This window comes from Iodidimonas sp. MBR-22 (assembly GCF_029946565.1).
GTDB lineage: Bacteria > Pseudomonadota > Alphaproteobacteria > Sphingomonadales > Rhodothalassiaceae > Iodidimonas > Iodidimonas nitroreducens.
The window spans coordinates 15,655-42,381 of record NZ_JARKVQ010000005.1; the positions used below are offsets into that span (position 1 = coordinate 15,655).

26 protein-coding genes are annotated in these 26,727 nt (G+C 57.1%); 13 read left to right on the forward strand and 13 right to left on the reverse strand.

What is annotated here, in order from left to right:
• Positions 1-3: 3 nt before the first annotated feature.
• From QK300_RS05195 to QK300_RS05215, 5 genes are all read right to left on the reverse strand, one after another.
• Positions 4-579 (reverse strand): hypothetical protein, encoded by a 576-nt coding sequence (locus QK300_RS05195; protein ID WP_281300791.1) that lies wholly within the window; start codon positions 577-579, stop codon positions 4-6.
• Between the two features lie 123 nt (positions 580-702).
• Positions 703-1,221, reverse strand: a complete 519-nt coding sequence (locus tag QK300_RS05200) for a DUF1499 domain-containing protein (protein WP_281300790.1) — start codon at positions 1,219-1,221, stop codon at positions 703-705.
• A gap of 11 nt (positions 1,222-1,232) precedes the next feature.
• Positions 1,233-2,429 carry an acyl-CoA dehydrogenase family protein gene (locus QK300_RS05205; RefSeq protein ID WP_281300789.1) on the reverse strand — a complete coding sequence of 399 codons (1,197 nt, stop codon included), beginning with the start codon at positions 2,427-2,429 and terminating at the stop codon, positions 1,233-1,235.
• Between the two features lie 119 nt (positions 2,430-2,548).
• Entirely contained in the window at positions 2,549-2,842 is a 294-nt protein-coding gene (locus tag QK300_RS05210; protein ID WP_281300788.1) for an SCP2 sterol-binding domain-containing protein, read from the reverse strand.
• A 118-nt stretch (positions 2,843-2,960) separates the two neighbouring features.
• Positions 2,961-3,860: a hypothetical protein gene (locus QK300_RS05215; RefSeq protein WP_281300787.1), complete on the reverse strand. Its 900-nt coding sequence runs from the start codon at positions 3,858-3,860 to the stop codon at positions 2,961-2,963.
• 195 nt (positions 3,861-4,055) lie between these two features.
• Between QK300_RS05215 and QK300_RS05220 the strand changes: the two genes are divergently transcribed.
• From QK300_RS05220 to QK300_RS05230, 3 genes are all read left to right on the forward strand, one after another.
• Positions 4,056-5,333, forward strand: coding sequence for a histidine kinase dimerization/phospho-acceptor domain-containing protein (locus QK300_RS05220; RefSeq protein WP_281300786.1), 1,278 nt, complete (start codon positions 4,056-4,058; stop codon positions 5,331-5,333).
• Positions 5,334-5,408: 75 nt separating this feature from the next.
• Complete coding sequence (locus tag QK300_RS05225; RefSeq protein WP_281300785.1) at positions 5,409-6,605, forward strand: EAL domain-containing protein; 1,197 nt, start codon at positions 5,409-5,411, stop codon at positions 6,603-6,605.
• 4 nt (positions 6,606-6,609) lie between these two features.
• On the forward strand, positions 6,610-7,461 hold the full coding sequence (locus tag QK300_RS05230) for a TIGR01459 family HAD-type hydrolase (RefSeq protein ID WP_281300784.1): 852 nt from the start codon (positions 6,610-6,612) through the stop codon (positions 7,459-7,461).
• A 33-nt stretch (positions 7,462-7,494) separates the two neighbouring features.
• Here QK300_RS05230 and QK300_RS05235 read toward each other — a convergent pair whose 3' ends face one another.
• Together QK300_RS05235 and QK300_RS05240 are read right to left on the reverse strand one after the other, a co-directional pair.
• Positions 7,495-8,406, reverse strand: a complete 912-nt coding sequence (locus QK300_RS05235; protein ID WP_281300783.1) for a protein phosphatase CheZ — start codon at positions 8,404-8,406, stop codon at positions 7,495-7,497.
• Positions 8,406-8,792 (reverse strand): response regulator, encoded by a 387-nt coding sequence (locus QK300_RS05240; protein ID WP_042087008.1) that lies wholly within the window; start codon positions 8,790-8,792, stop codon positions 8,406-8,408. The genes QK300_RS05235 and QK300_RS05240 overlap by 1 nt, the downstream gene beginning before the upstream one ends.
• Before the next feature lie 292 nt (positions 8,793-9,084).
• On the opposite strand from QK300_RS05240, the gene QK300_RS05245 reads away from it, so the two are divergent.
• The 5 genes from QK300_RS05245 (at position 9,085) to mutL (ending at position 16,289) form a co-directional block, all read left to right on the forward strand.
• Complete coding sequence (locus QK300_RS05245) at positions 9,085-10,134, forward strand: bifunctional riboflavin kinase/FAD synthetase (RefSeq protein WP_281300782.1); 1,050 nt, start codon at positions 9,085-9,087, stop codon at positions 10,132-10,134.
• 224 nt (positions 10,135-10,358) lie between these two features.
• Positions 10,359-13,232, forward strand: a complete 2,874-nt coding sequence (ileS, locus tag QK300_RS05250; RefSeq protein WP_281300781.1) for an isoleucine--tRNA ligase — start codon at positions 10,359-10,361, stop codon at positions 13,230-13,232.
• Positions 13,229-13,744 carry a signal peptidase II gene (lspA, locus tag QK300_RS05255; RefSeq protein WP_281300780.1) on the forward strand — a complete coding sequence of 172 codons (516 nt, stop codon included), beginning with the start codon at positions 13,229-13,231 and terminating at the stop codon, positions 13,742-13,744. The genes ileS and lspA overlap by 4 nt, the downstream gene beginning before the upstream one ends.
• 93 nt (positions 13,745-13,837) lie before the next feature.
• Positions 13,838-14,302, forward strand: a complete 465-nt coding sequence (locus QK300_RS05260; RefSeq protein ID WP_281300779.1) for a DUF3035 domain-containing protein — start codon at positions 13,838-13,840, stop codon at positions 14,300-14,302.
• Between the two features lie 100 nt (positions 14,303-14,402).
• Positions 14,403-16,289, forward strand: coding sequence for a DNA mismatch repair endonuclease MutL (mutL, locus tag QK300_RS05265; RefSeq protein WP_281300778.1), 1,887 nt, complete (start codon positions 14,403-14,405; stop codon positions 16,287-16,289).
• 2 nt (positions 16,290-16,291) lie between these two features.
• Here mutL and rsmD read toward each other — a convergent pair whose 3' ends face one another.
• Both rsmD and QK300_RS05275 read right to left on the reverse strand, forming a co-directional pair.
• Positions 16,292-16,873, reverse strand: a complete 582-nt coding sequence (gene rsmD / locus QK300_RS05270; RefSeq protein ID WP_281300777.1) for a 16S rRNA (guanine(966)-N(2))-methyltransferase RsmD — start codon at positions 16,871-16,873, stop codon at positions 16,292-16,294.
• Positions 16,873-17,844, reverse strand: coding sequence for a pseudouridine synthase (locus QK300_RS05275; protein WP_281320823.1), 972 nt, complete (start codon positions 17,842-17,844; stop codon positions 16,873-16,875). The genes rsmD and QK300_RS05275 overlap by 1 nt, the downstream gene beginning before the upstream one ends.
• Positions 17,845-17,973: 129 nt before the next feature.
• Between QK300_RS05275 and QK300_RS05280 the strand changes: the two genes are divergently transcribed.
• Both QK300_RS05280 and QK300_RS05285 read left to right on the forward strand, forming a co-directional pair.
• Positions 17,974-18,438 carry a nucleoside deaminase gene (locus tag QK300_RS05280; protein ID WP_281300775.1) on the forward strand — a complete coding sequence of 155 codons (465 nt, stop codon included), beginning with the start codon at positions 17,974-17,976 and terminating at the stop codon, positions 18,436-18,438.
• A complete protein-coding gene (locus QK300_RS05285) occupies positions 18,416-19,798 on the forward strand; it encodes a mechanosensitive ion channel domain-containing protein (RefSeq protein WP_281300774.1) in 1,383 nt (460 codons plus the stop codon). The genes QK300_RS05280 and QK300_RS05285 overlap by 23 nt, the downstream gene beginning before the upstream one ends.
• On the opposite strand, the gene QK300_RS05290 is transcribed toward QK300_RS05285, so the two are convergent.
• Positions 19,795-20,628, reverse strand: a complete 834-nt coding sequence (locus QK300_RS05290; protein ID WP_281300773.1) for an alpha/beta hydrolase — start codon at positions 20,626-20,628, stop codon at positions 19,795-19,797. The two genes, QK300_RS05285 and QK300_RS05290, sit on opposite strands and share 4 nt — an antisense overlap.
• Before the next feature lie 5 nt (positions 20,629-20,633).
• On the reverse strand, positions 20,634-21,707 hold the full coding sequence (locus tag QK300_RS05295; protein ID WP_281300772.1) for a phosphotransferase: 1,074 nt from the start codon (positions 21,705-21,707) through the stop codon (positions 20,634-20,636).
• Positions 21,708-21,918: 211 nt separating this feature from the next.
• On the opposite strand from QK300_RS05295, the gene QK300_RS05300 reads away from it, so the two are divergent.
• Together QK300_RS05300 and QK300_RS05305 are read left to right on the forward strand one after the other, a co-directional pair.
• Complete coding sequence (locus QK300_RS05300; protein WP_281300771.1) at positions 21,919-22,113, forward strand: hypothetical protein; 195 nt, start codon at positions 21,919-21,921, stop codon at positions 22,111-22,113.
• Positions 22,114-22,435: 322 nt separating this feature from the next.
• Positions 22,436-22,801 carry a Fic family protein gene (locus QK300_RS05305; protein ID WP_281300770.1) on the forward strand — a complete coding sequence of 122 codons (366 nt, stop codon included), beginning with the start codon at positions 22,436-22,438 and terminating at the stop codon, positions 22,799-22,801.
• A 6-nt stretch (positions 22,802-22,807) separates the two neighbouring features.
• On the opposite strand, the gene purD is transcribed toward QK300_RS05305, so the two are convergent.
• Entirely contained in the window at positions 22,808-24,073 is a 1,266-nt protein-coding gene (gene purD, locus QK300_RS05310) for a phosphoribosylamine--glycine ligase (RefSeq protein ID WP_281300769.1), read from the reverse strand.
• Between the two features lie 193 nt (positions 24,074-24,266).
• On the opposite strand from purD, the gene xseA reads away from it, so the two are divergent.
• On the forward strand, positions 24,267-25,706 hold the full coding sequence (xseA, locus tag QK300_RS05315) for an exodeoxyribonuclease VII large subunit (protein WP_281300768.1): 1,440 nt from the start codon (positions 24,267-24,269) through the stop codon (positions 25,704-25,706).
• 24 nt (positions 25,707-25,730) lie between these two features.
• On the opposite strand, the gene QK300_RS05320 is transcribed toward xseA, so the two are convergent.
• A complete protein-coding gene (locus tag QK300_RS05320) occupies positions 25,731-26,693 on the reverse strand; it encodes a nitronate monooxygenase (protein ID WP_281300767.1) in 963 nt (320 codons plus the stop codon).
• Positions 26,694-26,727: the final 34 nt, after the last annotated feature.

A 26,727-nucleotide genomic window follows, 5' to 3' on the forward strand; every position in this document is an offset into this window, starting at 1 on the left:
GCTTTATTGGGCGGTATCGATTTTATTCGGCGTGCTTGCCCGATCATTGGACGCCAAATTATTGGATGCTGGACCACTGGAAGAGAGGATGCTGGCGGGAGCGTTGTTTCCCGCCATGCAGACCTTGGGATCGGCGGACAGCGGCACTGTGATCGGCAGATCGATCATCTGTTCCAGATCAAGCGAGCCATCCCGAACCATTTCGCCAATCCCGGCAATGCGCTGGCAAAAATCAGGCTGTGTGCGAACGGCAGCTGAAATCTGATTGGCCAATTTGGTGATGTGTTTATCCAGATGGGTTTTGTGGGCGGCTCCATATTCCCGCTTGAAATAGGAAATAAGCGCGGCTCCATGCTCGGCGAGGGCGCTTTGATGGTTTTCCACGAATTGATTATAAAGCTGCCGCTGCCCCAGATCCTTGCGCCCCCGACATTGCAAAGCGCCCACCATCATCTGGGTTTGCAGCAGCCGTACCTGATGCGCCATGCGATCATCGGCAGACAGGCATTGCGCGATGGCTTTTTCAGCCCAAAACAGGCTTCCCAAAGCTGCGATCAGAAGGACGACGGATCTACTCATCTTCATGACACCTGCTCCCATAACGACACCCAATGAGAAACCTATGGTTCAGGAGTGTCGAGGACAGAGCTTAATGAATGGTCAAACTGACAATTCATGTAAAATCTGATGTCAAATGCAGATTTATGAAGCTGGAGAGATCACCGCAAGCCAGCGTTCCACACGTTTGCGATTGGCACCAAGATCGGAATGACCATAAACGGATCGGCTATAGATGGCCAGTGTTGATCCGCTATCCCCTGCAGGATAGATGCGGACCGTGATGATATCGGGGAAGCGCATCATTGGCGTGCGTTCTATGAAATCATATTGCGCATTGGCCGGATCCATCGTTCGGGTTTGGATATTCGGGGATTTATCCACAAATTCCAAAATGCGATCCCGTAATTGTTCGGGGCTGGCTTCAAAAACCGGGGCGATTCGATCGGGGGTGGATTGAAGGCAGGTGTTTAGAGGGCAGAGCAGATAGGTATTGGGGCTATCGGGGCGTTTTAAAGTGGCAAAATCAATCTCGGGCAGGGTTTTGCTCCCAAAGATGCTTTCAAGTTGGGCCGGGGTCATGAATAAAAGCCCAAGCCCCACGATCACGATCAAAATCGACAAGGCAATGGCCGTATAGCGAATGGCATCAATGATCGACATGCGGAAGCCTTTCAGGCGCGGAGTAACAGCTTGGCCATGATATTTTTTTGAATTTCATTGGTGCCACCATAAATCGTTGCGGCACGCGAATAAAGAAAATGCGCAACGCCATTGGCCGCGCCCCGTGGCCCGCTTTCCGGCATATTGCTGCCATGGTCTCCACGGTTTGTGGGGTAGGGCAAGGCAAAATAGCCCAAAGCCTCGACATAAAGTTCGGATAGGGCCTGCTGTAATTCGGTGCCACGGACCTTCAGGATCGAAGGTTCAAAACCGCGTTCTTCGCCGCGCAATTGGGCATCGAGAAAACGCAGTTCGGTATATTCAAGGCCGCTGACCTGAATATCGAGATCAGCCAGCTTTCGGGAAAAATCGGGGTCTTGTGATAGAGGCTTGCCATTCGCATGGATTTGCGCGGCAAGAGCGCGCAAACGCTGCAACATACGTTTTTTGGCACCCAGATCGGTGATGGCCTGACGCTCATTGGCCAGCAGAAATTTGGCGCAGGTCCAGCCCGCCCCTTCTTTGCCGACCCGGTTTTCCGCAGGCACCCGCACATCTTCAAAGGTCACCTGATTGACATGATGTTCCCCATCAATGGTGATCACCGGATCGATGGAAATGCCCGGAGTGGTGATGTCCACCAATAAAAAACTGATACCTTCCTGGGGCTTTGCCTCATTCGAGGTGCGGACAAGGCAAAAAATCCAATCCGCCCAATGGGCCATGGTGGTCCAAAGCTTGGTGCCATTCAGGATATAATGATCGCCATCACGCACCGCCGCCATCCGCAGGGATGCAAGATCAGACCCCGCCCCCGGCTCGGAATAGCCCTGCGCCCACCACACATCGCTTTTCAGGATGCCCGGCAGATGCTGCGCTTTTTGCGCTTCATTCCCAAAGCTGTAGATCACCGGGCCCACCATATTGAGGCCAAAAGGAATGGGCCGCGGAGCCCCCGAAAGACCCAACTCCAGATTGAAGATATATTGCTGCGTGGCATTCCAGCCGCAGCCACCGGCCTCTTTTGGCCAGCCGGGGGCGATCCAGCCCTTTTCATAAAGAATTTTTTGCCAGCCCACATAATCGCTTTTTAAAAGCGGGGCGCCCTGATCCAGCTTGTCGCGCAGGCTATCGGGAATGGATGTAGCCAGAAACTGCCTGACCTCATCCCGAAATGCACTGTCTTCGGCGGTGAATGACAAATCCATTTTTATCCGCTCTCTTATTGCTTGGCCATATCCGGGTTGCTCGGCAAATTCGGGGTGATCGGCCCGGCCCTTTGGGCGCTGATCCCATGATCAGGCTTTGCGGCCGCGCCGATGAAGGCTTAAAGAGCGCCCGCAAGCTGCATGGCTGCGCCCATATCGCCTTCCACCTTCAGCTTGCCCATCATAAAGGCCATCTGCGCATTCTGGCTGCCATCCATGATATCGCGAAAATCATCAAGACTGACTTTGATCGTGCAATCGGCATCGCCATCTTCATTATCCACGGCGGGCGGCTTTTGGCTGCCATCAATGCGAATCACGCCGGTTTCCCCCAGATCGAATTTGATGATGCTGGAAATGCTGGAATTGGCGACTTTGCCGCGCACGGTTTCGGTCAGGTCGGTGAGGCTCATAGATCAGTTCCTGTGAAAAAGGCGGTTGCCCTGTTGATATCAAGCTAAAGGCTAGCATGGGCCGCCACGGATGACAGCCCCCCGGCAATGGGAGTGGCCAGATTTATTTGCCCTCCTCTTATCCACCGGCGGGCGGATCGGCGGGTTCTTCAGGCTTTTTCTTTTTCAAAAGGCCGCCCAGCCCCGAGTCTTTCAGGCCGGATTTGACGCTGTCCTCGATTTTATCTGCTGTGCCTTCAGGCAGTTTGTCTGTTTGTTCCTTCAGGCTATCACCCAGCTTGCTTTTGGCTTTTTCCAGTTCCTGATTAAGTTCCTGCCGGGCCTTGCCCTCGAGATTATCAAGCTTGGCGCGCGCATCGCCCAGCAATTGCCTGCCCAGATCGCTGGCCAGAGCCGCCTGTATCTGCGGCATCACCGCTTTTAAGATCAGTTGGGCGGCATCGGCGGGGGCTATGCCATTCGCGCCGCCAATATCTTCAAGATGAATATCGGCGAGTGTGAGGGTTTGATCGGAAAAACCGATGGAGCCGCCCCCGATCGAAATGACTGCGCCATTCAGGCGGAAATGATCGATAAAGATATTCGCGGTCGCGGCTTCTTCCTCTGCTGGCTGCAGGGCGATAAAGGATTCGATATTTTTCTGGATGGTTTGCAGATTGGTCGTGCCGGGCCCCGGTTCGATGTGAATTTTTGGGGCATCGATGGTGATGTCATTGATTTTGATCAGATCGGTTAGCACAGAACGCGGTTCGAGCCTGATCGATAGGCTATCCAACTGAAGCGCATTGGCATCGGAATAGCCATCGGGATTGCCGATGCGAAATCCCTTAATCCCCGCAGCGCCGCTGAAAGGCGAAAAGGAAACAGCCGCAAGGGAAACCGGCGCACCCAAAATGGGGGGTGTATGGCGTTCCAGCCCGGCGCGTATTGCTTCTTCACCTTCGGTGTAAAGCCAAAAGGCCCCGCCGCCGATCACCAGCAGCAACAAGACAACAATCGCCAACAAAATCTTGCGCATGATTATCCCTTTCTGTGCAGACAGCCTCTCCTTCAACCTTAAGGCCTGATCGCTCTGAAAGCGATACTTAATAAGTGATTAACTATTATCTTGATCCTTGGGATTCAATGGGCCATGATTAATTCATATCGGGATAAAGTACATAAATACAGTGTGTTGATGGGTTTTGTTCCAGTGATTTATGAATGATCGGAGATGCAGATGGATGGTGCATTGAGCGAGCGGAGCAAGCCGTTCCAACCCTTGACCCTTCCTTCTTTGGTGCGCAGGCCCGGTCCCTCCGGTTTATTCGATACTGTGTTTGAAGAAACTGAAGCCGGGCTTTTGCTTCTGGATCTTGATCTGGCCCAGCATCGGGTCAGGATTTCCGATGCCAATCGCGCGATTTGTGATTGGCTGGGCTGCCCAAAAACCGATCTGATCACGCAGCATTTTGTGTCACTGATTGATGATCAAACCGCGCATTCGGAAATCGAGCGTTTGCAAAAAGCCCTGATCCGGCAGTCTGAGCTGAGTATCTCGTGTTTTTTATGCCATGCTGATGGCACACGCTTTTCATGCTCCATCACCTGTCGCCCCATATCGACGGGGACAGTGGGATCTGCCGGTCCGAGGCTGGTAGCGATCATCCGGCGCGATGATCAGCAGGTGGATCAGGCTTTATTGAAAGCTCAGCAGGATCGGGATATGGCCCTGCAGGCGCGGCAAAGGATGCTGGCCCGTATCAGCCATGATCTGCGCACGCCCTTGAACGGGATATTGGGCTTTGCCGAGGTGATGGCGCTGTCGTGCAATGGCGGGACCACTTGCGATGCCCCACATAAGGATGAGGAGAAGAGTGCTGACGGTCGGCAGACCCAGATGATCCAGACCTATACCGATCACATCATGAACGCCGGGCGTGAGCTTTTGGCGCGGATCGAGGATCTTTTGGCGGCAGCCGAGGAGGGGGCCCCGGTGGTCCGGCGCTCTATCAGCCAGATTAGCCCGGCTCAGCTCATTTCCGAAAAAGCCATGATTTATGAATCCCGCCTGATCCGTGCCGATTTGCGCCTTGATCTCAATATCGAAGCGGCCTTGCCCGCTTTGCTGGCAGATCAGGGGGATTGCGATCAGATGATCGCAGCCATGTTCGAGCATGTGCTTTTATCGGCCCCGCGCCATGGCACCATCAGCATATCGGCGCATCTGGATAGCACCGGCCAGTTGGTTTTCGGCTTTTATGATGACGGCCCGGCGATCAGCTTGAAGCAGGTTGATGCCGCTATCGCCAAAACGGCGGAAGACGAGGATGTTTATGCCAATCCGGTGGCGCGCACGGTGGCTGGCCTGCCTTTGGCGCAAAGCCTGGCTCTGCGCAATGGCGGGCTGATGCGAATCGGTGATCAAGCTGAAAATGCTGCACTGGCAGGCCCCAGGGCGGGCCGTTTTTCGTGCGAATTGTGCTTTTCCGCTGATTGTCTGGGCGGTTAATCCTAAAGCCGCTCTTTTCAGCGACCCATCCCTGCGCTAGGTTTCATCGAAATGTCTGAGGGGCGCAGAGATAGCATGACAATTTTTCTTTCCTTTCTGGTTTTTTTTTCTTTGCTGGCCACCGCCATCGCGGCCACGCTGATCGTGCCATCCTATGCTGCCTGGCCCCAGTCTTTGGTGGCATTGGTCGCTTTTTCTCTGCTTGCCGGCTTCGTAGTTTTGCTGATGCTGCTCAATCGCCGCCATGTGGATAAGCGCCTTGCCGGTCTTGAACGATCCATAGATCGTTTGGCGCGGGAATCGGATCGTTTGGCCCTGCGGGTCACATCGGTGGACCGGAACAGTGAGCTAGATGATGAAAAATCAGGCGATATGATCCGCGAAATGCGGGTTTTGCAAACCCTTCTGGGTCAGATTATTGGCCGGAGCGGGGTGGGATTGCGCAAAAGCGACATCAATATCGATGCGGTTTTGAAGGGCGCTGCGGTGACAAAAGCCGCGCGCGAGACCCTTCCCCCGGAAATCGAGGCGGATATCCTGACCGTGGTGCAGGGGGCCTTGTCAGAAAATCGGGTGGATCTCTATCTGCAGCCAACCGTTGCCCTGCCGTCGCGTCGTCCGCAATATTATGAATGTTTTTCAAGGGTGCGAGGCGAGCATGACGAGGTGATCTATCCCCAGCAATATTTGCCGGTGGCGGAAAGCTCGGGTCTGATCGGCACGCTGGATAATCTGTTGCTGTTTCGCTGTATTCAGCTTGTGCGCAAATTGGGGCCACGGCGCCCGAATGTGAAATTCTTTTGCAATATCTCGTCGGCATCGGTTCTGGATGAAGATTTTTTTCCCCAGTTCATCGATTATATGGCGTCGAATACCGAATTGGCCGAGCGGCTGGTGTTCGAATTTCCGCAGGCGGATCTGCAGGCTTTGGATCGCAAAACCCGCAATCGGCTGATCGCTTTGGGGGATCGCGGCTATGCTTTTTGCATGGATCATGTCACCTCGGTGCGTCTTGATCCATCAGAGCTGAAAAGCTGGAATATCCGCTTCGTCAAGATCGATGCCGATCTGCTTTTGGGCGATAAGATCGATATCCATCCCGCAGATATTCGTCGCAGTCTGAAAAAACAGGGCATCGACCTGATCGCCGCCCGGGTGGAAGATGAAAATCAGGTGCCCGAACTGCTCGATCTGGACGTGTCCTTTGCTCAAGGCTATGTCTTTGGCAAGCCGCGCCTCAATCGCGAAGACGCCGGCACCGAGGATGAATAAGCCTATGTCTGTTCCGCTTTTGCCCGGCTTGTCTGCTTTGGTCGCGGATCATCCTTATATCATCTGTGATATCTGGGGTGTTTTGCATGATGGCGAGGTGGCTTTTCCCCTTGCGGTTGATGCTTTGTGCCGGGCGCGGGCGGCGGGGGCGATGGTCGTTCTTGTGACCAATTCCCCCCGACCGGCGCAAAGGGTGGCGGCGCAATTATCGGCTTTTGGCATCGATCAAACAGCTTATGATGGCCTTATCACGTCAGGAGAACTGACCCGCCATCATCTGCAGGCGCATTTCACTGGGCAGCGTTTTTTCCATATCGGGCCTGATGAGGATCGCGAGACGCTGGCAGGCCTTGATCTTGTCGAAGGCGCTGATGGCGATGATGCCGATGTGCTGGTGGCGACCGGGCTTTTTGGCCCTGATCTTGATGCTCATGCGGCCCTGCTCGCCCCCGCCGCCCGCAAAGGCGTGCCCATGCTCTGCGCCAACCCCGATCGCGTGGTGCGGGATGGAGGCAAAATTTTCATCTGTGCAGGGGCTGTTGCGGATCTTTATGAAGAGATGGGCGGTTCGGTGCGGTGGCTGGGCAAGCCTGCACCGCCGCCTTATGAGGCCTGCCATAAAATGTTCAGTAAAAAAGCCGGACAATCGGTAACGCCGGATCAGCAATTGATCATTGGCGATGGATTGGCCACCGATATTACCGGCGCTTTGGGGCAATCGATCAAGGCCATTCTGATCGAATCCGGCATTCATCATGATGATCTGCGGGCCCATGGCCTGGATCATCTGATTGGTCATCATCGGGCCGCACCGGATTACCGGATGCACAGCCTGGCCTGGCAGGATCAGGGCTGAAACGCCAAAAGCGGGCTTTAGAGGTCTTGTCCCCTAATTGAACAGGGCGTCGATTTCGTCCTGACTGCTGGAAACCGGTGCACTTGCGCCTGATGTTTCAGCTGCTTTCTCAGGGGCTTTTGGGGGGGCTTTTTCGGCAGGTTTTTCTGCTGCTTTGGCCGCTGGCTTGGGTGGCGCTTTAGCCGCTGGTTTTGCTGCTTCCGCTTTGGGCTTTGGGCTTTGCGGTTTTGGCGCGGCCTTTGCCTCTGGTGCCTCTGTTGCCGGGGGCGGTGCGACGACAGAAGGCTTCGCCGGGGCAGGCTTGGCCGATCCCATCAAGGCATCCACAGCATCCTGATCGATGCCTTCACCTGCCAAAGCCGGGCCACGCAACAGGCTGCGATCATCGCCTTCAGGATAACCCTCTTCCGCAGCTTGCGAGACATCATCATCGGTGATGCCCAACAGATTGCGCAATTCATGGATGCGGGTTTCCACATAGGTCAGGGTTTGCACAACCTTGGAAATGCGTTGGCCGGTAATATCCTGAAAAGAGCAGGCTTCGAATATCTGCATGATATTCTCCTGCACCGTTTCCTGAAATCCTTCCACATCACTGGGATCGGCCCCCATGATCGCTTCGGCCGATGACATGATGGTGTTGGTGGCTTCTTCGGTTTGCTGAACGATGGCATCCAGCTCCATCCCGGCGCGGGGGATTCGGTCGGTTTCCAGATCCTTGGGCTGAAGCGCGGCAATTTCCTTCCGGGCATTGCCGATATAATCGCTCAAGGTGCGACATTCCCGATAGATATTGGTATCGATCGAGCGGAAATAGGTGCGCATAGTGCCGATCAGCACTTCGGTGACCGAAGCCACATCGGCAAGCGAGAATGTTTCATCCCGTTTCCCCCGAAGATGATCGACCAGAGCCTCGATCTTTTCCGGGAGTTCTTCGGCACCCATCAGAAATCTCCAAGCACAGCCGAGAGCTTTTGCTTGAGCGTCGCAGCGTTGAAGGGCTTGACGATATAATTGTTCACGCCCGCTTTTTTCGCAGCGATCACATTATCGGTTTTTGATTCCGCAGTCACCATGATGAAGGGCAAGCCTTTGAGCTGGCCATCAGCACGGACTTCTTTCAAAAGCTCATAGCCGGTCATTGGTTCCATATTCCAATCGGAAATGACCAGGCCATAATTCTTGGTGCGAAGTTTTTCCAGTGCCTGTGATCCATCAGTGGCTTCATCCACATTATCAAAGCCGAGCTGCTTGAGCAGGTTACGCACGATTCGAAGCATCGTCTTATAATCATCGACGATAAGGATGGGCATCGCCTTATCTACGGCCATAACTGTTCAAACCCTTGAAATTGATACTGAATTGAGACGAGAAAGTGCCCCCGCCGGCTAAGAGGACATCAGATTAATACCGGTCATCTAAAAAACTGGTTAATTGCTATCAAACAATATCCATCTCTGCTATCGGCTTTTTGAAAGGCATGCCGGGCTGATAGCCTTGTGCGTTTTTTGGCCCAGCGCTTATAGTGCACCGCCTTAATAGACGATCCGATCATGGGATCACGATCCGATCCCCAGCTTGTGGGCATCTTTTTATACCAAAGATCAAGGAGCCAGATACCCCGTGGACCTCATAAGCCAGCCTGGCTCTCTTCCCGATGATTTGCGCGGATCGGTGGCAGCATTAGGCAATTTCGATGGATTTCATTGCGGCCATCAGGTCGTTGTGGGTGAGGCGGGCCGCTTGGCGCGGGCTATGAATCTGCCCTTGACGGTGATCACCACCGAACCGCATCCGCGCAGTTTTTTCCGGCCCCAGGATCCCCCCTTCAGGCTCACCCCCCATAAGGATCGCGCATGGCTCCTGCAGCAATTTGGTGTGGATCTGCTGGTCAGCCTGCCGTTCGATCAGGCCTTATCGCGCCTTTTACCCCAGGAATTTGTGGAAACAATTTTATGTGCAGAACTGGGGGTGATGCATCTGGTGGCGGGCTATGATTATCGTTTTGGGGCGAAAAGGGCGGGCGGCACCGATCTTCTCGCTTATATGGGCCAGATGGAAGGCTTTGGCCTGAGCGTGGTGGAACCGGTGCGCTTTCCAGCTTTTGATAATGCCGAGGATGGTTCTCCTGAAGGCGGAGTGGTTTATTCCTCCAGTCTGGTGCGGGAAACTCTGAAGGCTGGCAATCCCCGGCTGGCCGCCCGGATGCTGGGCCATTGGTGGTCCATATCGGGGACGGTGGAGGAAGGCGACAGGCGGGGCCGCACCATCGGCTTTCCCACCGCCAATCTCAGGCTGAAGGATATTATGGAACCGGCATTCGGGGTTTATGCCGTGCGGGTCGAGCTCGTGAAAACGGGTCAGGTTCATGAGGGTGTCGCCAATCTGGGCCGACGGCCGACCTTTGCCAAAACAGATGTGATGCTGGAAGTGTATCTGTTTGATTTCGAGGGCGATCTTTATGGGTGTGAGCTGCGGGTGGATATGGTTGATTTTATCCGACCCGAGCAGAAATTTTCGGGCCTCGATGCCTTGAAAGCGCAGATTGCCATGGATTGTGATCGGGCGCGGCTGATTCTGGCCGATCCGGCCCATGATCGCCGCCATCATCGGCCTCCCCGCCTTGAAAGCTATCTGGCGCAGAACCCCACCCCCTTGGCCCGCTTACGCTAAGGCGCGACAGGGGGCTTAATGGGGCCTGACCCCAGGGTCGTGATCAGCAGGCTTGCCCGTTTCATGCAGCATTGATAAAAGGCAGGCCATGAGAATGAAACCGATCTGCGGCATGGCTTTCGGGCTTGGAAAAAGCGCGCGAATTACCGGCCCGGCTCTCGATCAGGGGGCCGGGGCGTCTGTATTCCACGTGATCTTTTGCCTGATTTGAGTGAGAATTGAAAATGTCTGGTGATGAAGCCGCCAAAGCCGATTATCGCGCCACTGTTTTTCTGCCGGAAACCGATCTGCCCATGCGCGCCGGATTGCCCCAGAAAGAGCCGCAATGGCTCGCCCAATGGGAGCAGCAATCCCTTTATCAAACTTTACGCACGGATGGCCGGGGGCGTCCTCGGTTCATTCTTCATGATGGCCCGCCCTATGCCAATGGGGATATCCATATCGGCCATGCGATGAACAAGATCCTCAAGGATGTGATCATCCGTTCACAGCAGATGACCGGCCATGATGCACCTTATGTGCCCGGCTGGGATTGCCATGGCCTGCCCATCGAATGGAAGATCGAGGAAGCCTATCGCAAGAAGGGCCGCAATAAGGATGAGGTGGAGCCCATCGAATTTCGCAAGGAATGCCGGGCCTTTGCCGCCGATTGGATCGATCGCCAGCGGGAACAGTTCAAGCGCTTGGGGATTTTGGGGGATTGGGATCACCCCTATACCACCATGGCTTATGAGTCCGAGGCGAAAATCGTTGAGGAACTGTTGAAATTTGCCACGTCCGGGGCGCTTTACCGGGGGTCAAAACCGGTGATGTGGTCGCCGGTGGAAAAAACCGCTTTGGCCGAGGCGGAAGTGGAATATCACGATCATAGCTCGACCCAGATCGATGTGGCCTTCCCCGTGATCCACAGCGATCAGCCTTTGCTCAAAGATGCCTCCATCATCATCTGGACCACAACCCCCTGGACCATTCCGGCCAATCGCGCCATTTGTTTCGGACCCGAAATCGATTATGTGCTGGTCGAGGTCGAAAGTCCGGGCGAGGGGGCGCTGCTGGCGCGTGGGGCGCGCTTTGTGGTGGCCGAAGCCTTGCTGCCGGCTGTTCTGGATCGCGCCAAAATCACCGGCCATCATATTCTGGGCCGGATGACGGGGGCCGATCTGGCCGGAACCCTGTGCGCCCATCCATGGCGCGGGCAGGGTTATGATTTCGATGTGCCGCTTTTGCCGGGGGAGCATGTCACGGTGGAGGCCGGCACCGGCTTTGTGCATACCGCCCCCAGCCATGGCGAGGATGATTTCATCATCGGTCAGCGCCATGGCCTTGAAACCCCGATGACGGTGGCCGATGATGGCCGCTATTATGATCACATGCCGCTGGTGGCGGGGGATCATGTTTATAAGGTGGGCGATAAAATCTGTGCTCTGCTCACCGATGTGGGCTGCCTGCTGGCCAGTTCAAATTTCATCCACAGCTATCCCCATAGCTGGCGGTCCAAGGCCCCGCTGATTTTCCGCAATACGCCGCAATGGTTCATTTCGATGGAAAAAAACGGCCTGCGCGATAAGGCGCTGGCGGGGATTGAGGATGTCCGCTGGATTCCGGCGCGGGGGAAAAACCGTATTCGCGGCATGGTGGCGGATCGCCCGGATTGGGTGATCAGCCGTCAGCGCGCCTGGGGGGTGCCGATCACCGTGTTTGTAAAGCCGGAAAGCGGTGAAATCCTGCTAGATCCGGCGGTCAATGCGCGGATTGTGGCCGCCGTGCGTGAAGAAGGCGCGGATGCGTGGTTTGCGGGTGACCCCAAGCGCTTTTTGGGGCCGGATCATCAGCCCGATGATTGGGACGCGGTGACCGACATTCTCGATGTCTGGTTTGATTCGGGCTGCACCCATGCCTTTGTTTTGGAATCCCGTGATGACTTGGATTGGCCTGCCTCCCTTTATCTGGAAGGGTCAGATCAGCATCGCGGCTGGTTTCAATCAAGCCTGATGGAATCATGCGGCACACGCGGACGGCCCCCTTATGAAGCGGTGCTCACCCACGGCTTCACCCTTGATGCCGATGGGCGGAAAATGTCGAAATCGGCGGGCACCGGCCTGTCGCCGCAGGATATCGTCAATGAATATGGGGCCGATATTCTGCGCTTGTGGGTGATGTCCACCGATTATTTTGATGATGTGCGGATCGGCAAGGAAATCATCAAGGGCCAGGTGGATGCCTATCGCAAGATCAGGAACACCCTGCGCTTTTTGCTGGGCAATCTGGCGGGATTTGAAGAAGCCGAACGCCTGCCCTATGATCAGATGCCGCCATTGGAACGCTGGGTTTTGCATCGCACCGAAGCCCTTGATCGGCTGGTGCGGGAAAAGATTGCCGATTTTGATTTCAATCCCTGTTTTCAGGCCTTGTATCAATTTTGCATCCTCGATCTTTCGGCCTTTTATTTCGATGTTCGCAAGGATGCTCTTTATTGCGATCAGAAAGACAGCATCCGCAGGCGGGCGGCGCGCACCGTGCTTGATCTTCTCTTCTATCGTTTGACAAGCTGGTTCGCCCCGATCCTTGTTTTTACCACCGAAGAAGTGTGGCAGGCCCGCTTTGGGGCAGAAGCACTGAGCGTGCATCGCCAGCAATTCCCCGAAACCCCTGCGCATTGGCGCAATGATGCTTTGGCCGAACAATGGGCTGGCGTGCGGGCTGTGCGCCGGGTGCTGACGGGGGCGCTGGAAGTGGCCCGGCGCGAAAAACAGATCGGGTCATCATTGCAAGCGGCCCCCATCCTTCATGTGGCGGATGAAACGTTGCATCAGGCTTTGCAGGATGTGGATCTGGCCGAGATCTGCATCACCTCATCGGTTAGGATCATCGCGGGCGAAGGCCCGGCGGATGCCTTTCGCCTCGATGATGTGGCCGGGGTCAGTGTGGAGATGGCCATGGCATCGGGTGAAAAATGCCAGCGCTGCTGGGTCGTTAGCGAAGAGGTGGGCAGCCAATCGGATGCGCCCGATCTGTGCACACGCTGTGCAAAGGCCGTCGCCTCGATGGATGAGGGATCATTATCCGGCCAAAATGGGCCGGGTCGGGATCAGGGGTGAAACCGCTTTTTGCATCCTCCTTACGCGCCCAGCGCGCCGCCCGCCGCATCGGCTGGTCGGTGGCGCTTTTGGTTTTGGTGCTCGATCGGCTGAGCAAGCTGTGGATTTTGCGTGATCTGGCGATGCAGCCCGGGGATAGCCTGCCCCTGTTGCCCTTTTTAAGCCTGACTTTTGTGTGGAATGAAGGGATCAGCCTTGGTCTTTTACAACAGGGCAGTGATGGCGGGCGGCTGGCTCTGATCCTTGTCACCGGGCTGATATCACTGCTTTTGGCGGTGTGGCTGCAACGCACCCGCCTGCGGCTCCCGGCTATGGCCCTGGGCCTTATTCTGGGGGGGGCGGTTGGCAATATCTGGGATCGCGTGGTTTATGGCGCGGTGGCCGATTTCGTCCATGTCCATAGCGCTGGCTGGTCTTTTTATATTTTCAATGTGGCGGACGCAGCGATTTCCGTCGGCGTTGTTTTGCTGCTTTTGGATAGTTTTGTGCACCCGCATGATAAAAATCCCTGAATGATTTTTTGATGCGCCTTGTTGTTTGCGCGGAAAGTCCCTAAAAACAGAGACAACGTTTCTTTGATCTCATATGATGAACGAGGAAAATCTTTGACCTTCTCATCCGGTTTGCGCGTTTTGATGCGGCTTTTGGTTCCGGGGTCCGTGATGCTGGCTCTTTCGGGCTGTGTCTGGGTTGGTGAGCTTGTGGGCTCGGGCAAAAATCCCCCTGATGAATTTGTGGTGGTGGATAAACGCCCCCTTGTGGTGCCGCCCGATTTCCAATTGCGTCCGCCGCGCCCCGGCGTGCCGGTGCCGCAGGATATTCAGCCCACGGCGCAGGTGATCGATGCCTTGTTCCCCGGCCATACATCGGTGCCCCCGGCGCCATCGGATGGCGAGATTGCCTTTCTAGAGAATTTTGAAGCCACCAGCCCGGATGTGCGGTCGCAGGTGGGGGGCGATACCAAAACAGTAGATAAGGGGCCGATGCTCTCTGAATTGCTGAGCATGGAACCGCGCCGATTGGAAAGTGATGGTGCCACCATCGAGCGGATCAAGCCTAAGCGCCGCTGAAAATCCGGCGCCGCTGAAATCCGCTGCTGGTAACCAGCGTGAAGGCGGCGCTGAGCCCGGCGCGCTTCCCTGCCGGACTTGGTCCTGATGCAAGATGAACATGGATAATCCCCCAACAGGCAAAATCCATCGTCTGGATGAACGCACGGTCAATCAGATTGCCGCAGGCGAGGTGATCGAGCGTCCGGCCAGCGCGGTCAAGGAACTGGTGGAAAATGCCATCGATGCCGGGGCGCAGCATATCGAAATCACGTTGCGCGAAGGTGGGCGGCGGCTGATTTCCGTTAGCGACGATGGCTGCGGGATGACCGGCGATGAGCTTCTGACCGCTATCGAGCGTCATGCCACGTCAAAATTGCGAACAACCGATGATCTGGCCGCCATTGCCACTTTGGGCTTTCGGGGCGAGGCGCTGCCCTCCATTGGCTCGGTCAGTCGTCTTGGTTTGCGCAGCAAGGCACAAGGCGAAAAAGACGCTTGGGCCTTGGACGTGGATGCCGGGCGCATCGGCGATCTGTTGCCCGCTGCTCAGTCCGAAGGCACCCGGATCGAGGTGCGCGATCTTTTTTATGCCACCCCGGCGCGCCTCAAATTTTTAAAAACCGACCGCACCGAAACCGCCAATTGCCTTGATGTGGTGAAGCGTTTGGCCATGGCCTCGCCGCAGGTGGCCTTCAGCCTTTCGGATGGGGATCGCATCCTGTTCAAGGTGGAACGGTCGATGGCCGAACCTTCGGCAGCCCTTAAAAACCGTCTGGCCGATATTCTGGGCCGGGTCTTCAGCGACAATGCGATGGCTGTGGATGCCGAACGCGAAGGCATTCGCCTTTATGGGCTTGCGGGGCTTCCCACCTATTCAAGGGGCAATGCCCAGCAGCAATATCTGTTTGTCAATGGCCGTCCGGTCAAGGATCGCCTTCTGGTGGGGGCCGTGCGCGGGGCCTATGCCGATTTTCTCGCCCGCGATCGCCATCCTGTTTTGGCCCTGTTTGTCGATCTTGATCCCCGCTTTGTGGATGTGAATGTGCATCCGGCAAAGGCCGAGGTGCGCTTTCGCGATCAGGCGCTGGTGCGGGGGTTGATCGTCTCGGGCCTGCGCCACGCCTTGGGGGATGCCGGGCATCGGGCATCCAGCTCGATCAGCCATGCCGCCTTGGGGGCGGTGCGCCCCGGCGGGTCCATCCCTTATCGCGGGGGCGCAGCCTATCCCGCGCGCCCCGCAGGTGCCGGGTTTCATGATCCCATGCTGCATTGGCAATCCCCACCCCAAGGATCGTCTCCCCCGGCTGTTTCGCCCGCACCCACCCCGGATGGCTCCGGCTTTTCCTTTGCCCCCTCGGCCCGCCATGAAATGGCCCCCGAAGATGGAGCCGTTCTTGTCGGGGCCTCTGGGGCATCCGAAGACCGCTATCCCTTGGGCGCAGCTCGCGGGCAATTGCATGAAACCTATATCGTGGCGCAAAATGCCGATGGCATCATCATCGTTGATCAGCATGCCGCCCATGAACGGCTGGTTTATGAACGCATGAAAACAGCGCTGGCCACCGCATCCGTCCCCCGCCAGATGCTGCTTTTGCCCGATGTGGTGGAACTGGAGTCCACGGCTTGCGAGCGATTGACCGCGCGAATCGATGAATTTGCCGAATTGGGGCTGGTTCTGGAACCCTTTGGCGAGGGTGCGATGGTGGTCCGCGAAGTGCCAGCGATGCTGGGCAAGGTGGCAACGGATCGGCTGGTGCGGGATCTGGCCGATGATCTGGCGGAACTGGATCAGGGGCTGAGCCTGAAAGAGCGGCTGCTCGATATCTGCGCGACCATGGCCTGCCATGGCAGCGTGCGCGCCGGGCGTCGGCTGACATTGGATGAAATGAACAGGCTTTTGCGGGATATGGAGGCAACCCCCCATTCCGGCCAGTGCAATCATGGCCGCCCCACTTATGTGGAATTAAAGCTCAAGGATATCGAACGGCTTTTCGGCCGCCGATAAGGTCAGTTTTCAGGGCGGAAAAACCACAGCCTGCTTTTGCCAATGGCACGGCTGTCGTCCATAACCAGCCCGGCCACCGGCGGCAGGATGCTTTTGCCGTCGCTTTCCACGATGATCAGGCTCGAAGGCTTGATCCAGCCCCCCTTTTGCAAGGATTGCAAGGCCGGGATGGCCAGATTCTCGTGATAGGGCGGATCGAGAAAGATCACATCGGCGGGGCGCTGCGCCTTGGGCAGGCGGGTGGCATCCACGGCCAGCAGATTGGCATGGGCGGTGGCCTTCAGTTTGGCCAGATTGCTTTTGAGCAGAGCAAGGCTTTGGGGCGCGTTTTCAACAAAGGTCACATGCGCCGCCCCGCGAGACAGGGCTTCCAGCCCGAATGCCCCGGTCCCCGCGAAAAGATCCAGCATATGCAGCCCGGCAAAGGGGCCATCCGGGTCATTGTCCCCGATAGCCTGATGGCGCAGGCGGTGGGAGAGAATATTGAACAGGCTTTCGCGCATCCGATCACTGGTGGGGCGGATGCTGTCGTCTTTGGGGCTGTTGAGGGATTGACCGCGAAAGCGCCCGGCGATAATCCGCATCAGTCGCGCCCATCTTTCGGCCTGTTGCCCCGCACGGGTTTCGCTGCCCCTTTGGCCGCACCTTTGGCTTTGTCATTCACTTTGGTAGCGGATTCAGCGGATGCCATGGGATCGCGGGGGGTGGATCGCCGCGACCTCAGCTTTGCTTTCGGTTTGGCCTTGGCCCATTTTTTGGGATTGGGGATTTTGCGGTTCTGCCCGGCAATGGATTGATCGGCCATTTGCCCCAGAATGCCGCCGCAATGCGTATAAAGCGCTTTGGTGGCGATTTCCACCACCGCCCCGCGCGGCAGGCTGCCAAGGGTGAAGGGGCCATAAGCGGTACGGATCAGGCGATTGACTTCAAGCCCGATCGAGGCCAGAACCCGGCGGACTTCGCGATTTTTGCCTTCGCGCAAGCCCACGCTGAGCCAGGCATTGCTGCCCGATATCTTGTCGAGCCGGGCCTCGATGGGTTCATAAACCACGCCATCCACCACCACCCCTTCGGCCAGGCCCTGCAGCTTTTTTTCATCGATGGCGCCATGTACCCGCACCTTGTAACGCCGCAGCCATCCGGTTGTGGGCATTTCCATCCAGCGGGCCAGCGCCCCATCATTGGTCAGCAGCAAAAGCCCTTCGGAATTGAGATCAAGCCGCCCCACCGAAATCACCCGGGGCAAATGGCTGGGCAGGCGATCAAAAACCGTGGGCCTGCCATTGGGATCATGATGGGTGCTGACCAGTCCGCGCGGCTTATGATAGCGCCAAAGCCTGGTGGCTTCGGCCTGCATCACCGGCTTGCCATCCACTGCGATCCCATCCAGAGTTTCGATCACGCAGGCGGGGCTTTTCAAAATCTGGCCGTTGATTGCCACCCGCCCGGCTTCAATCATCCGCTCCACCTCTCGGCGCGATCCAATACCGGCGCGGGCCAAAGCCTTGGCGATTCGTTCCTGCGTGGCCTTGGGGGTGGGGTTGTCTTTGGTCATATCAAATGGGCGCTCATATCGGTCCTGTTTTTTCGATTGCAGACCATAAGCCCGTGCAGGGCCCACGGCAATCATCTATGCAAGCTTTCAGGGCTTGACCGCGGATGCCGGCCTTTCCATGGTGATCTGATGGATAAAAACGACCCAAGTCCCATGGCGCTGGCTTTGGCTGAAGCCCGCAAGGCTGCGGCCCGCGGCGAAGTGCCGGTGGGGGCGGTGATCTTATCGCCTTCGGGCGATCTTCTCGCCCGGGCGGGGAATGAGGTTCTGGCGCGCAAAGACCCCACCGCCCATGCTGAAATGCTGGTGATCAGGGCGGCGGCGGCGATGATCGGTTCCGAGCGCCTGATCGGCTGCGATCTTTATGTGACGCTGGAGCCTTGCGCCATGTGTGCCCAGGCCATCAGCCTTGCCCGTATCCGGCGGCTTTATTATGGCGCCGATGATCAAAAAAGCGGCGGCGTGCGCCATGGCGGGCGGATTTTTTCCCAGCAAAGCTGCCATCACAAGCCCGATATCTATTCCGGTTTTGCCGAGCGAGAGGCGCGCGATCTGTTGCGCGGATTTTTTCGTGATCGCCGGGATACCGGTTGAGCCCATCATTTTGCTGGTTTTTCCACGCGTTCGCTTTGATACTGCGGCCATGGAACCGAACGCCCCCGCCCCATCGCTTGAACATTTAAATCGCCTGTCCGAAATCATCGGAGCATGGCTTGGCAGTGATGTGTTTTCTTTGGCGGGCGGCCTTCAGGGCCTGGTCCTCGGCCTTTCCTTGGGGCTGGCATGGCTTTTAGCGGGGATCATCCATCAAAGTTTTGAACGGGCCTCTTTTGAACAGGCGGTGGTGCGTCGTCTTGGCCAGATGATCCGGCCTCTGATGCTCCCCTTGCTGGCCTTGCTGCTGTTGGCCTTGGGGCGCATCCTCCTCGCCCAAACCGGATTTCCCACAGGGCTTGTGGCCGGGGCGTCCAGCCTCATCACCGCATGGCTGGTGATCCGCTTTGCCGTCACCTTCATCCGCTCGGCCCTCATCGCCCGGCTGGTGGCGCTTTTTGCATGGTCCTTGGCGGCCCTTGATATTGCCGGGTTGCTCGATCCCCTGACCGGGGTTCTGGATGCGGTCCGCTTTTCGGTGGGAAGTTTATCGATTTCCGTGCTCGCGGTGATCAAGGGCTTTTTGGCCTTCGTTCTGCTGATTTGGCTGGCTCTGGCTTTGTCGCGCTTGCTCGAGGGACGTCTCGACAGCCTTCATGAAATCAATGCATCGACCCGCGAACTGATCAAGAAACTGTCGCGCATCACGCTGGTGATCCTTGCCCTTTTGATTGCCCTCAATGCCACGGGTATCGATCTCACGGCATTGGCGGTTTTTTCCGGGGCTTTGGGTGTTGGCCTTGGTTTTGGCCTGCAAAAGGTGGTGGCCAATTTCGTATCCGGTGTGATCTTGCTGATGGATCGCTCCATCAAGCCCGGGGATGTGATCGAAACGCAGGGCACCTATGGCTGGATCAATCATCTCAGCGCCCGCTATACCTCGATCATCACCCGCGATGGCACGGAATTTCTTATCCCCAATGAGGATATGATTACCCAGCCGGTGATCAACTGGTCTTTTTCCGATAGCCGGGTGCGGCGCAAGATCGCCTTGGGGGTGAGCTATGATAGCGATATCCGCAAAGCCATGCGCCTGATGGAGGAAGCGGCTTTGGGGGTGGATCGCGTGCTCGAAAATCCGGCTCCTGTGGCGCGGCTGATGGGTTTTGGCGAAAGCAGTGTGGATCTGGAATTGCGTCTTTGGATCAATGATCCGCAAGCGGGCGTGGTGAATGTTTCCAGCGATGTGATGCTGGCCATCTGGGATTCGTTTCATCGCGAAGGGATCGAATTTCCCTTTCCCCAAAGGGTGGTGCATATGGCCCCGCATCCCCAGTCTCAGGATAAGTCTCAGCCCTAAAGGCCGACAATCGCATCGGCATGAAGCCTCAGCATATCGCCGATCATGGCATTCACCTGATCGGGCATCACCAGATGATTGAAATGTCCGGTGCCGATGGTGCGCCCCCAATGCAGGGTTTTGACCAGCGCCCGGATATCCTCCTCGCGGTTTTGCGGACGATCCGCATTGATGAATAAAAGCGGCACGGTCACGCTTTGCAATGGGCTTTCGGCCTGATAGCCCACAATCGCATCCCATGTTCTGATGGCGGCGTCCTCATCGGTTTTCGCGGCGATGCGCTGCACCTCATCGGGCAGTTCCGGGGGATCAGTGCGGCGAAAAAACACCTTGTCGCCCAAAATCTGCTGGGTACGGCGTCGCCCTACCTCCTTGATCATCTGCTGGGTGCGGGCGAGCGAACGCTGCACCGATGGGCTGCGGATGAGGGGGGCGGGATCGATCAGGATCGCCAAAGGATGGGCCGCATCGGGCCGGGCGGCCAATTCCAGCGCCAAAATCCCGCCGAGGCTGTGGCCAATGGGGATGATGGGTGTTTGCGCCAAGCCCAAAGCGGCGATGAAGGCGGAAAGCCTTTGGGTATAAAAAGCGATGTCATAAGCCGCCCCGGTTACCGGATCGCTCTCCCCATGGCCGGGCAGATCCACACAGATGGTGCGATAGTGCGGCGCAAAATGGGCGACCTGTTTTGCAAAGGTGTTGTGATCGGATGTCCAGCCATGGATGAACAGCAGGATGGGCGCATGGCCCGCGTCATGAGGATTGCCGCCCTCAGCACTGCCGCTGTCGATATAGGCGATGGCGGCCCCATCGATCAAAAGCCTGTGCATCAATATCAGCCCTTTTGGATTTGCGACCAGGCAAGATCGGCCAAAGGCCCACACATCTGGCCCTGAGCTTCGGCATGTTTGCTGGCTGCGGTGCCGCGCTTTACCCGCCCCCTGATGCCGTGCAAAATAGCCGCCAGCCGAAACATATTGAAGGCGACATAAAAATTCATGTCGTGATCGGGAATGGGGGCGCGCCCCGTGCGGGCGCAATAGCGGGCGATATAATCGCTCTCAGATGGGATATTGAGGGCGGCAAGATCGGTGCCCAAAAGCCCGGTAAAGCCGGTGGGGGGCATCCGATACATCATCAGATGATAGGAAAAATCGGCCAATGGATGGCCCAAAGTTGATAATTCCCAATCCAATATCGCCAGCACCCGTGGCTCGGTGGGATGAAAGATCATGTTATCGATGCGGAAATCGCCATGCACGATGGTGGTTTCATCGCCAGGGGGGATATTGTCGGGCAACCATTTTACCAATCGGTCCATGGCATCGAAGCGCCCGGCCTCTTCGTCTTGTTCATATTGCCCGGCCCAACGGGCGATCTGGCGGGCGAAATAATTGCCCGGCTTGCCATAATCCCCAAGGCCGATGGCCTCATGATCAACAGAATGAAGGGCGGCGATGGTGGCATTCATGGCATCAAACAAGGCGGCGCGCTCGTCATTCTCAACCTGCGGAATGGCGGCATCCCAGAAAATCCGCCCCTCCACATAATCCATGATATAAAACCATGTGCCGATCACCGTCTCATCGGTACAAAGGGCATGGGTGCGGGCCACCGGCACGCTCGTCTGCTGGCCAAGGGCGGTAACGACGCGATATTCGCGATCCACGGCATGGGCGGATTTCAGCAAGACCCCGGGGGGTTTGCGGCGCAAAACATAACGCTTCCCCGCCCCATCGATCAGCCGATAGGTGGGATTGGATTGCCCGCCCTTGAATTGCTCCACATGAAGGCCGGGGGTATAGCCCGCCACATGCGCGGCCATATAGGCATCGAGGGCCGCCTCATCAAAACGATGGCGCTCCCGCACATCCATGGTGCCGGAAAAGGTCTCCTGACGACTGGTCATGCTTTGCGTCCTTTATCTATTTCTGCGCCTATTTCGCGTGCACATCATGGAGGCCTTGTTTTTTTGAGGAAGAATTTCGACCTCAAGAAAAAGGGCCTTCATTATAATTGATTTGCGTTTTGGTTTCATAATCCTCATTTTCAAACCTGTTCATGCGTGCTGTCATGCTGTTTTTTTGCAGCAGTTTTTTTAAAGGGAATGGAGCGAGACAATGCAACATAAGGAAAATTGTGAGTCTTTCCCGCCCGAATTGCAGGACTTATACGAAAAAGCCAGAAACATACCTGTTTCGGCAGGCGCTGCAGAAGCCCAGCGGCAAAGTTTTGCCTATGGAAACGCAAAGATTGAAAACGATAGAATCACGCCCAATATGATCGCTCAGGCAGCAGATCATTTAAAGGGATAGGTGCGTGGGGGCCGATGATCGCGAAAGCATTGCGCAAGCGCCGAACATTATAAATGATCCGGATGCGATAGCCCGGAAAGAAGCGGAAAATGCCCTGCGTCAGTTTGATGCGGTGCTTGATACCATAGATAGTGTTTCACGTGACGGTAGAGATTTCAAGCTCAGGCCATCCCTGATTTTGGGCTTGCATCGGCTTGCGCTGGCTGATCTGTCGGAATATTCAGGTGTTTTTCGGCCCGGGTCTGTAAGCATCGGGAAAAGCCGTCATCAGCCACCGCCCGCCCATCTTGTGCCCAGTCTCATTGAAGAGATGTGTGATTAGGTGAATGATCATTGGCAGTCCGAGGCGCTTCATTTATGCGCCTATGTGATGTGGCGTTTGAATTGGATACATCCCTTCACCGATGGCAATGGCCGAACCTCACGGGCTATTTCCTATGTGGTTTTATGTTGCCGCATCGGGGATCGTCTGCCGGGGCGTCAAACCATACCGGAAGCTATCTCAAATAATAAAACACCTTATTATGAAGCGCTGGAAGCCGCGGATGAAGCTTTCACCAAAGGCCCGGTGGACGTGTCAAAATTGCAGGAACTCTTGAAAACCTATCTTGCGCAGCAGCTTAAAAGCGTTTTCGAGGATGCCCTAGCCGAAGGCGGCAACAACTTTTCGGATCGCAAATTTCACTGATCACCCTCAAATGGCCCGCCAGCCGATATCGGATCGGCAGAAACCCTGCGGCCAATCGATCTCGCGGATCGCTGCATAAGCCCGCGCCTGTGCTGTTGCCACGCTTTTTCCTGTGGCGGCGATATTAAGCACCCGCCCGCCATGGGCCAGCACCTCGCCCGCAGGCGTGCTTTTGGTTCCGGCATGAAAGATTTCCACCCCCTCCATCAGGGCGGCCTTATCCAATCCCTTGATCACGGTGCTCTTTTCATAAGGGCCGGGATAACCCTTGGCGGCCATCACAATGGTGAGGGCTGCATCCTCATGCCAGCGGGGCTTTTGATCGCCCAGCGTGCCATCGATGCTGGCCAAAAGCAGGGGCACCAGATCGGATGCCAGCCGCATCATCAGCACCTGACATTCGGGATCGCCAAAGCGGGCATTATATTCGATCAGCATCGGCCCTTCGGCGGTGATCATCAGCCCGGCATAAAGCACACCCTTATAAGGGCAGCCTTCGGCCTTCATGGCGGCCAATGTGGGCGCGATAATGCTGGCCATCACCTGATCTTCGAGCGCCGCATCAAAGATCGGGGCGGGGGAATAGGCTCCCATGCCGCCGGTATTGGGGCCCTGATCGCCATCGCCCACCCGCTTGTGATCTTGCGCATTGCCAAAGGAAATGGCCCGCTCGCCATCGCATAAAGCGAAAAAGCTGACCTCTTCGCCCTCCAGAAAAGCTTCGATCACCAGTTCGGCCCCGGCCTCGCCAAATTGCCCGCCTAAAATATCGTCAATGGCGGCCTCGGCCTGGCGATGGCTATCAGCGATGATCACCCCTTTGCCAGCGGCCAGCCCATCGGCCTTGATCACCAGAGGCAGCGGCTGTTGGCGGGCATAGATGCGGGCGGCATCCGCATCATGAAAGCGGCGATAGGCCGCCGTGGGGATATGATATTTGGCGCACAGATCCTTGGTAAAGCCTTTCGATCCTTCGAGCCGCGCCGCCAGAGCCGAGGGGCCAAAAGCCTTGATCCCGGCGCGGGCCAGATCATCCACAAGCCCGGCCACAAGGGGCTGTTCCGGGCCGATGACCACAAGGCCAATGGCCATGCTGCGGCAAAAATCGATGATCGCCTGATGATCGGCCAGATCAAGGCTCACCGCGCGCGCCAATTCGGCCATGCCGCCATTGCCCGGCGCGCAGAAAAGCGCTGCGCAGGCAGGGGATCGGGCCAGGGCCCAGCACAGGGCATGTTCGCGCCCGCCCGCACCGATGACAAGGATGTTCATGGAAGGCGTTCCTTTTGTGATCGTCATCTTGCGATGATCCATGCCGATGCGCCCTGCTTTTAAGGGCCGGGGGCGAGGCTGGCAAGGGCCGGAGATTCTGGCGGAGATTCTGGCAATGATTCTGGCAATGATTCTGGCAGAGATTATGAATGAGCGGCATTGAAGCCGGGCCCGGCGCGGTTTACAAGGGGCTATGATTGAACCCAGCCACAATATTCATGAATTCACGGTCTCGGAACTGGCTGGCGCCCTGAAGCGCACGGTGGAAGATACCTATGGCCATGTGCGCCTGCGCGCCGAGTTGTCTGGGGTGAAGCTCCATGGATCGGGCCATCTTTATTTAAGCCTGAAGGATGATCGTGCCGCTATTGATGGGGTGTGCTGGCGCGGGGTGGTGGCCAAGCTGGGTTTTCGCCCCGAGGATGGGCTCGAGGTGTTGGTCACCGGCAGGCTCAGCACCTATCCTGCACGTTCCAAATATCAGATGGTGATCGAACAGATGGAGCCAGCAGGGGCGGGGGCCCTGATGGCGCTTTTAGAGGCGCGGAAGAAAAAGCTGGCCGCTGAGGGGCTTTTTGCCAGCGAGCGCAAGCGGCCCTTGCCCTATCTGCCGCAGGTGATTGCGATTGTCACCTCGCCCACGGGGGCGGTGATCCGGGATATTCTGCATCGCTTGTCGGATCGCTTTCCGCGCCGGGTGATGCTTTGGCCGGTGCCGGTTCAGGGCGAGGGGGCGGCCGAGAAAATCGCCGCCGCCATTCGCGGCTTCAATCAGCAGGCCGAGCAAGGGGCGATCCCCCGGCCCGATGTGATGATCGTGGCGCGGGGTGGCGGTTCGATCGAGGATCTCTGGGCCTTCAACGAAGAAGCGGTGGTGCGGGCGGTGGCCGAAAGCGCCATCCCGGTGATTTCGGCGGTGGGGCATGAAACCGATACCACCCTGATCGATCATGCCTCTGACCGTCGCGCCCCCACGCCCACGGCGGCGGCGGAAATGGCGGTGCCCGTGCGCAGCGAATTGCTGGCGCAACTGGCCCAGCTCAATCATCGCCTTGATCATGGGAAATCGCGGTTTTTTGTGCGGCTGGCCGATCAAATACACAGTCTGGGCCGCGGCTTGCCCCGACCACAGGATCTGTTGGGGCTATCCCGGCAAAAGCTTGATGATCTGGCGGATCGTCTGCCCCGCGGCTTGCGCTTTGTGGCGCAAAATCGGCGGCTGGCTTTGGGGCAGGTGGCCCCGGCCCTTGGCCCGGCCCGGCTGCAGCAGATGCTGGTTTATAAACGCCATGAAATGCAGGCGGTTTCCCGTCGGCTTGAGCCCGCGCAAAAGCAGATTTTAACCGGCGGGGCGCAGCAGATCAGCGCCCTTGCCCGGCTTTTGCAAAGCCTGAGCTATCAAGGCGTGCTGGCGCGCGGCTATGCGGTTTTGCGCGATGAGACAGGCCGCCCGATCAGCGAGATTGCCGCCCTGAAGCCCGGCAGGCCGGTCGAGGCCGAATTGCATGATGGTCGGGCGCGGCTTTTGGTTGAAGCCAAGAGCACGCGATCCAAGGCCGAAGCCCCAGCGAAAGCCCCAACAAAACCTAAACCCAAACATAAAAGCACGACCGGGCAAGGATCATTGTTTTAAAGGCTGGGGTCGCTGTTTTAAGCACTAAAGAAGGCCGTGCATTTCGGTGATGCGGGCTTCCGCCTCGGCCATGGTGCGGCGGATAATTTCGGCGGCGGGCACGATATCATGGATGGCACCGGTGCCCTGGCCTGCGGGCAGGCAATCGCGGGCGATATCCAATGGCTCCAATATCCCGGCGATGCCGCCCAAAACACCGGCCTGCTGGCTCATCATCGCCTGCATGGGAAAGGGTTGGATATCCTGGGGCCGGTTCTCCCAATCTGCCACATAAGCATTCTGCACAACCCGCATGGGCTTGCCGGAATAGCAGCGGGTGACGATGGTATCGGCCTCGTTCGCCGTGATCAGGCGATTTTTATAGGCCGCCCCGGCATGGGCTTCGCTGGAGGCGATGAACCTTGTGCCCATCCACACCCCCGCAGCGCCCAAAGCCAGCGCCGCCGCCAATCCCCGGCCATCCACAATGCCCCCTGCCCCTAAAACCGGGATGGAAACGGCATCCACGATCTGCGGGATCAGCGCCATCCCCGCCACCTTGCCGGTATGGCCGCCGGCTTCAGTGCCTTGGGCGATCACGATATCAACGCCCGCATCCTCGGCCTTTTTGGCATGATCCACCTTGCCGCACATGCTCATCACCAAAAGCCCGGCTTCATGCAGGCGTTCGATGATCGCTGTGGGCACCCCAAGCCCGGCAATGAAGGATGATGCCCCTTCTTCAATGATCACATCTACCGATTGGGTGAGGGATTGCGGCAGGGCGGTAAGCAGATCAACACCAAAGGGCTTATCGGTCAGGGTGCGCACCCGGCGCATCTGATCGCGGATGTCATCGGGCCCCAGCATCGCCATGCCAAGGGTGCCATAACCCCCCGCATTGGAAACGGCAGCGCACAGCTCGGCATAGGAAACGCCGCCCATCCCGGCGAGCAGGATGGGATGATCGATTTTCAGTTGATTACAGATCGGCGTTTTCAATGGCATTGCTTTTCCCCCAACAGATGGTTGACTTGCCAGC